Raw genomic sequence first — 6,649 nt, forward strand, 5'->3', positions numbered from 1 at the left:
AATAAATTTTTTGCGCGAATCGTGACATTGTCCCGAATATTTATATTATTATTTATTCGAATTTTTTTAAAATCCATATCAAAAGGTATTATTATAGAACCAAATCCAAGTTCAACATTCTTTCCGATTTTAGCACCTAATAATTTATAAATACTTAATTTTATACCAGATGGAAAATATGAAAATAACTTTATAAAAACTTCCATGAAATATTTTTTCATACTCATATCAAGCACCATCACTCTGCAAATTTTTCATATTTCATTTAAATTATCGTTAAATGTTATATTAAATTTATCCACACAGAATCACTACCAACCCAAGCAAGCATAAGGGGAGTAGAATATAATTAAACATTGAAACAATCAAAAACATTTATATTAACATGTACATAAATGCCGGCGAGGCAGATACTTGCGATAAAAAAATACCATTCTCTCTTTAGTCAAAATGATAATTCAGAGCCGGGATCGTTTCACAAAAAAATTGCTGGTAGTGAACCAATCCTTTCACATCACTCGAGATATAGTGGAGAACAGATGAAATTTCGTTAATTAGAAAACGATAATAGTACCCAGTTATTCGCCCTGTGCTCAGGCAGAGGGGTGAAATCAGCCGCAAATATATTCTATTTCCAGTGTCGTCGGCAATGCCATACTGAGGGGGCCGAGCGCAATCCGGAAGTGCTGCTCCTCGCGGACGAAGACCTGAATACTCTTGGGAATCGCTGCCGTGCTGCCTTCAGGAAGCCATATATCAACCGCAAGATCGTCAGCATCTGGTGGAAAAGTGATATGCAGTGCGCCGTCCCGGGCCGTCCAGGTGATCAAAGCCGAACTCCGGCGCCGCCACCATGCAGCAATCTCACCGGCGGTGGCGGCCCATGCTCCCTTCGCCTGTGCATGGCGTATGAGGCGGGCGCAGAGATCCCCGGCACCAGGGAACTCGATTGGATTGAACACTGCAGGATGCCAGAGCAGCATCAGCAAGCCACCGGTTGCTGCCACCCTGTCAGCAATTGTACGGCAGATCTCCCATCCAGCGGATCTAGGGGGCACCGTGATGTCCATCACAGCAAGCGGCAGTTCGAGGAGAGGGAGGGGGCCGGATGCTGTTTCGGGATGGAATGGAAAGCACGTGCCCCCCCGGAATCCCGGCCGATCCTTATATCCGAGTGATGTGTCATAGATAAATCCGGCTTTTGCTTGCATCTCCCAAGTCCTGGGAACGTCGAGATTGAGATGATGCTGCCGAATCCCGGTCACCGACCGGCCAATAATCGTGTCAATATGACCTTTCTCCCGGGCGAGCAAATCATAGTCCGCAAAGGACCGGTATGAACCGTGAACCCCGATTTCGTGCCCGTCGTGTGCAAGATCCCTGATGAGAGCCTGTGCGGCGGGAGTATTGAGTGAATGGCAGCGGCCGAGTACGTTCCAAGTGGACGGATCGAGAAGACGCGGAGCCATCGATTCTTCAAGGAAGTAGAAGGTGGACCGGATCTGCAGCTCATCATCCATGCGTCTAATTGCATCAAACATCCAGTACGGCTCTTTCCCACCGATTTTCGCCAGCAGCGACCGAAACTGACGGAGAAGCCCCGCGCCGTCACCCTGCCTACAGTACCGCAAGGGGCGGGTAATCCACTGGTAGGTTTTTACCAGTTCATCGACATCATGGGTAAGGCAGACGGCCGAGGTATGGTTCTGTGGCCAGTGCGCCGTTGCCACGAACGGAATTCCCTGAAGGTGGCACGCCCGCCGGATACAGGAGACCAGCAACGCCTCGTACCCGTCAACGACCAAAACGGCCGGATCACCCGCAGGGCCGGCACGGGGGCGATCCCGTCCGCCGCAGAGCCATTCCCCCGTTTCCGCGAAGAGATCAAACGCTACCGTGATGGTCGCTCCGTCCTGCACGATGCAGGGGTGCCGTTCATCATTCACCGACACCCATGCGAGGACTTCGCCGCCTTCGGACACGGGATCGAGTGCGGCCGAGAAGGGGAGGCGCCAGCTCTCCCCGTACAGTTCCCCCTGCACCACATCACTCGCAGGTGCGTGCGCTATGCGGATCCGCACCGGCGCATCGGCGGGCGGCGTCCCGTACCCGATAGTGACTGCTCCGGGATCGGCGTCGAAAGGCCGGACCGCAATCCCGGCTGTCGTGAAAAAATGGCGTATGCCGGCCTGGCGGACGGGGTCTTCGGTGATAGCTGAAAGGACAATCATAGACGTTGCGTGAGGAATCGTGCTGCATGCACACTCTCCGGGTATCCTTCGATCAAGTCGGTCATCCAATTCGTCACGTCGATCTTTTCGGCAAGGAGACGGTCACGTTTTTTCGACCATTCCGCCCTAGAAAGTGGATTTCTGAGGATTTCACGAGCTTTCTCCCATGCAGACACCTCATCGGGGTAGAAGTACATCAGGTCGTACTGATCCCGCAGTTCAATGAAGTTCCCGCACCGGTTTCCGCTCGCCTCGCCCGACCGGTCCGCCTCGATATGGATGGATGGGGTGCCGAGCAGCGCCGCCTCTGTAGCGATCGTTCCCCCTTCACCGATATAGAGGCTTGCATGGGCAAGTATGGAGTGGAACTGTTCCGGGGGAAGGATGAGCCGTTTCGCCGCAAGTTGTGGGTCCAGCTCACGCTCTGAGCTAATCAGCACCCGGCCGAACTGCTCCAGCACGCGGACGAACGCTTCCGGGTCCTGGATCCCTTGCAGATCGGTGTCGTGGCTCGCCTTCCATGAGATCAGGCGGAGCAGGATAAAAGGCTCGCCCGGTTCAATCCCAAGCGATGCGGGCACCGCCGGATCGGGGGTGAAGTACCGCGGGTGGAGATAGGCGAGCTCCTTGTAGCCGTCGTACATCACGTGCTTCTCTGGATCTATCGCCTCCTTGAAGCAGGAAGGCGTGCAGATCAGATCGGCGAACGGAAACGTCAGCAACGAGGCGATGCCGACGTTTTCTGTATCGGTGAAGATGATCGCGGGTTTTCCGAGGAGCCTGCTAACGTGGGTAATGTACGGGTTGTGGAACCCGATGAGCAGGTCCGGCCGGAACCTCCGAGCGATCCGGTACAGGCGGTTGTCGATGACAAGCATCCCGAACGCTTTTGCAAGCATACCTTTGTAGAGCTCGCCCCGGATCTCGTAGGGGAGCCCAAACGCCTTCAGGAGGGCAATCGTCACTTCCTTGTCCCGGGCGGTGAACAGCACCGTATGCCCGTCCGCCTGCAAGTTCTCCGCAAGGTAGCGGAAGAAGTGGACTTGGGCAGGGTGGCCAATGTCGATGAGTACCCGGCGTTTCGTCACCGGATCACCCATTTAATCACCTCGAATGCTTCGGCATAGCGGTTCTCGATCTGCGTCCCCCGGGTCAGAGCGAGACCACGGATGAAATCGGCACTAAGATAGCTGCGGTTCATCTGGGTTTTATAGCACTGCAGGGCCCGGATCTTCGCGTCGATATGTCGGTCCTCAAGCGCGATGAACGCCGAGGTGTTAAACGTGATATTGTTCCACGGCTGTTCGTAGCCGAGGATGGTGCACTGCTTGAATGCCCGCAGGGTCTCTTCCCGTGTTGTCTTGTGATCCTGGTGCGTATCGTAGGATGATGGGGTGAAAACAATATCGGGCCGTACCTCGTTGCGGAGCCGGATAAGCGTATCAAGTATCTCCTGCCGCAGGCGGGGAAACTCGCGCACTTCGAAATCATAGAGAATTGGAGCGGCGATGCCGAGTACGGCGGTGGCCTCCTTCACCTCGCTCCGCAGGATATCCGCCGGGTACTCGCAGGGTACTGACTTTTCACAGGAGGAGAGGGCCGTATAGATCACATCATTGCCTTCCTCCACGAAACGGGCGATTGAGCCCCCGCAGCCCAGTTCGCCGTCGTCGGTGTGCGGGCTGATGATAAGAATCGTTTTTTTGGTCATTAGTTTCCCCCAAGATCCCAGGCCGCCGCGTAGAGGAGGGCCGGGTCATCACATTCGATACAGCCGTCTCCTTCGGCCCGGTAAGAGACATCCTGCCGGATTACCAACGCCCGGATCTCCTTTGGGTAAAGCAAGACAAGCAGATCGATGACGGAGGGCGGGAGGGGCGGTGTACCGCGGATTGTCACCGCGATTGCATCGAGAGCATGCATTTCCATGGCGATGTTAGTCCTTACCTGTCCCCACGGTTCACTTGCGGGGGGGGCATTTGGTTCCGGTGATCCCGGTGATGTGCGTGGTGATGCGCTCCTCATAGGATTCCGCATCCACTTTTTCGTCCGATTGTGCTGCTTTCCTGCCGCGAAGGTAGGCGAACAGGTTCCGGAGAGGGGAGAGATCGATAGTAGCGACGTTCTTATCTGCTGACCTATGAGCCCGGTCGATCCCTCCCTTGAGCTTTCTTTCAAGGAAGTTTATCAGGGCGTTCCTACCGCGAAGAGAGGCGAACAGGTTCCATAGAGGGGCGAGATCGATAGTAATGACGTTCTGTTCTGCCCGGAGAGCCTCGTCGATCCCTGCCTTGAGTTTACTTTCACGGAAGATGATCTGGACCTTCCACGCCACGGCGGCAAGCACGGTCAGCAGGATGACGGCGATGACGATATTTCCTGTCGTGGTCTCGACGCCGAGCACGATGTCGATAAAGAGAACAGTTGCGATCACGCCGATGATGCTGAGCACAAACGAAAGGGCAAGCCGATTGACAAGCGGCACCCGATCACTCCGGGGAAAGATCGCCCATGAGAGGGCGAAACCGGGGACGAAAGTGATCAGCACGATGCCGACGATTGCCCTGACGATGCCGATGATATCGATATCCAAGCAGATCCCTTGTCTATAGTTTCGGTTTAGCGTATAATAGCATTTGTTCTCATCCGGGCACTACGAACCCGATTGCGCAGAACGCCGCGGTCAGGACGTACATCACCACAGTCGCCTGCTGCTCCGTCACCCGGGCATAATACGGCAGCACCCACTTGAGCGTGAGGGGGTTGGGCACCTCGATCGTACCGTCCTCACGCTCCCGCCCGAACTTCGCGATCGGGTACTTATCGGTCCGGAGGCGCCAGTATACATAAAGCAGGAAGTTGATCGTGTGCGGAATGAGCATGATAAAACCGCTCACGATAAAGCCCTCGATCACGATCACCGCCCCAATCGCAGCACCCACGGTCAGTGCCCCGACATTGCCCCAGAAGATCCGCGCGGGATATTTCTCAAACCACCAGTAACCAGCTACCGCCCCTGTCAGGGAGACGATGAAGAGGATATTGAATATATCGCCGAAGAGCAGGCTTTTTACCACAAGGGTCACGAGCACGATGAGCGACAGCCCAGGTGCGAGCCCGTTAAAGCCCGAGTGCATGTTCACGAGATTGGCGACCACCGGGATATAGGTGGGGACGATAACCTGCAGATAAATAACATCGAAGTCGACAACACCAATGAGAGGAAGATTCACCGTCGTGATGCCGATGAAGGGGATGAGCGTGTACGAGCAGTAGTACAGCAGGATCAGCTTTGCCGGCCTGCCGATATTGATAATGTCGTCCAGTATCCCGAACAGTGCAAAGAGGGAAACCACCATGATGATCGCGTAGTTGACGGGGGAGATGTAGCGGCTGTAGAAGAGCGAAGTGATGGAGAGGGAAAACATCGCAACCAGGAGAATCATCAGGCCACCGTTGACCGGCACCTTCGGAAGGGCGCGTTTGTACATATCCCTCGCAACGTACCCCTTCTCCCGCGACTTTTTTATCATATATGGCATGATGAGGATGATAAGTGAGAAGGGAATGATGAAAAAGACAAGAAACATGAAATTGAGCGAATTAACGAACGCATCGATAGTGACCATACCAGAACAGTTCTTGATGCGCCCTAATTTAAACCTATTGCATCTCCTTCGGCAAAAACGAGCGCTTCGACCCTGAAACGGACGGGAACGGATTCTGTGTTAACCGAAATCACTACACACTATAAGTTCAGGGCAGCGTTAATCAGTAAACATCACTATTATATATTTACATAACATTCTATTGAATTATATCTACGGGGCGGCACCAGCGGCCCCGCAGCTGCGGGGCGGGAATCCCTGCAAAAGCCACCATACCGGGCGAGGCCACCACTGCCGGATGCGGGGCACTCATCAGTCCGGCGGCAACCATTCCCGCGCCGACCCATAATGTTATTTAATAGTCTGTTGGCTTTCCAACTACGAGGAACTCGCCATGCAACAACAACCTCCAGCATCACAAAGGTTTTCCCGGCTTGGAACCGCGAAAACAGGTCTGCTCGTGACCGCCGTCATTCTCGCGGCATTCATTCTCCCGGCCTGCGCTGCCGCGATTACCCACCCGTCACTACTCTTCGACGATATTGCCGAGACACCAGGATACCAGTACCGCACCGTCCAGCCATGGAGCGGCTGGGAAAACAGCATCAAGGTAAATGCTGACACCGGGCTAACACGTGACTTCTCCGATCCGGCGTGGACTGATTCTGCATACAACCGATTATTATATCGGTCCAACTATGTTCGTGATCTCGGTCTGATGTATCAGATTACTAAGGAACCACAATACGCAATCAAGGCACTCGAAGGTCTTGATTATATTGGTATCTCCACCGTTAGTGCGAACAGTCG

6 protein-coding genes and 2 pseudogenes are annotated in these 6,649 nt (G+C 54.1%); 1 reads left to right on the forward strand and 7 read right to left on the reverse strand.

All coding sequences use genetic code 11. The features are described from left to right. The 7 genes and pseudogenes from APR53_00005 to APR53_00035 form a co-directional block, all read right to left on the reverse strand. Positions 1 to 239, reverse strand: a pseudogene (locus tag APR53_00005). Positions 240 to 611: 372 nt separating this feature from the next. Next, positions 612 to 2,231, reverse strand: coding sequence for a hypothetical protein (locus APR53_00010; protein ID KQC03124.1), 1,620 nt, complete (start codon positions 2,229 to 2,231; stop codon positions 612 to 614). Further along, positions 2,228 to 3,331 carry a hypothetical protein gene (locus APR53_00015; protein ID KQC03125.1) on the reverse strand — a complete coding sequence of 368 codons (1,104 nt, stop codon included), beginning with the start codon at positions 3,329 to 3,331 and terminating at the stop codon, positions 2,228 to 2,230. The genes APR53_00010 and APR53_00015 overlap by 4 nt, the downstream gene beginning before the upstream one ends. After that, the gene (locus APR53_00020) at positions 3,316 to 3,942 is read right to left on the reverse strand and encodes an LmbE family protein (protein KQC03126.1); all 627 of its coding nucleotides are present in this window, start codon (positions 3,940 to 3,942) and stop codon (positions 3,316 to 3,318) included. The genes APR53_00015 and APR53_00020 overlap by 16 nt, the downstream gene beginning before the upstream one ends. Then, positions 3,942 to 4,160 (reverse strand): hypothetical protein, encoded by a 219-nt coding sequence (locus APR53_00025; GenBank protein ID KQC03127.1) that lies wholly within the window; start codon positions 4,158 to 4,160, stop codon positions 3,942 to 3,944. The genes APR53_00020 and APR53_00025 overlap by 1 nt, the downstream gene beginning before the upstream one ends. Before the next feature lie 31 nt (positions 4,161 to 4,191). Further along, the gene (locus APR53_00030) at positions 4,192 to 4,824 is read right to left on the reverse strand and encodes a hypothetical protein (protein ID KQC03128.1); all 633 of its coding nucleotides are present in this window, start codon (positions 4,822 to 4,824) and stop codon (positions 4,192 to 4,194) included. 49 nt (positions 4,825 to 4,873) lie between these two features. Continuing rightward, positions 4,874 to 5,860, reverse strand: coding sequence for a UDP-N-acetylglucosamine-1-phosphate transferase (locus APR53_00035; protein ID KQC03129.1), 987 nt, complete (start codon positions 5,858 to 5,860; stop codon positions 4,874 to 4,876). A gap of 373 nt (positions 5,861 to 6,233) precedes the next feature. Here APR53_00035 and APR53_00040 point away from each other — a divergent pair. Further along, a pseudogene (locus APR53_00040) lies at positions 6,234 to 6,649 on the forward strand.

The organism is Methanoculleus sp. SDB (assembly GCA_001412355.1).
Classification (GTDB): domain Archaea; phylum Halobacteriota; class Methanomicrobia; order Methanomicrobiales; family Methanomicrobiaceae; genus LKUD01.

Bases quoted from the DNA above. Each gene is read 5' to 3' on its own strand.
- APR53_00010 (KQC03124.1), bottom strand. From the start codon at position 2,231: ATGATTGTCCTTTCAGCTATCACCGAAGACCCCGTCCGCCAGGCCGGC.
- APR53_00015 (KQC03125.1), bottom strand. From the start codon at position 3,331: ATGGGTGATCCGGTGACGAAACGCCGGGTACTCATCGACATTGGCCAC.
- APR53_00020 (KQC03126.1), bottom strand. From the start codon at position 3,942: ATGACCAAAAAAACGATTCTTATCATCAGCCCGCACACCGACGACGGC.
- APR53_00025 (KQC03127.1), bottom strand. From the start codon at position 4,160: ATGGAAATGCATGCTCTCGATGCAATCGCGGTGACAATCCGCGGTACA.
- APR53_00035 (KQC03129.1), bottom strand. From the start codon at position 5,860: ATGGTCACTATCGATGCGTTCGTTAATTCGCTCAATTTCATGTTTCTT.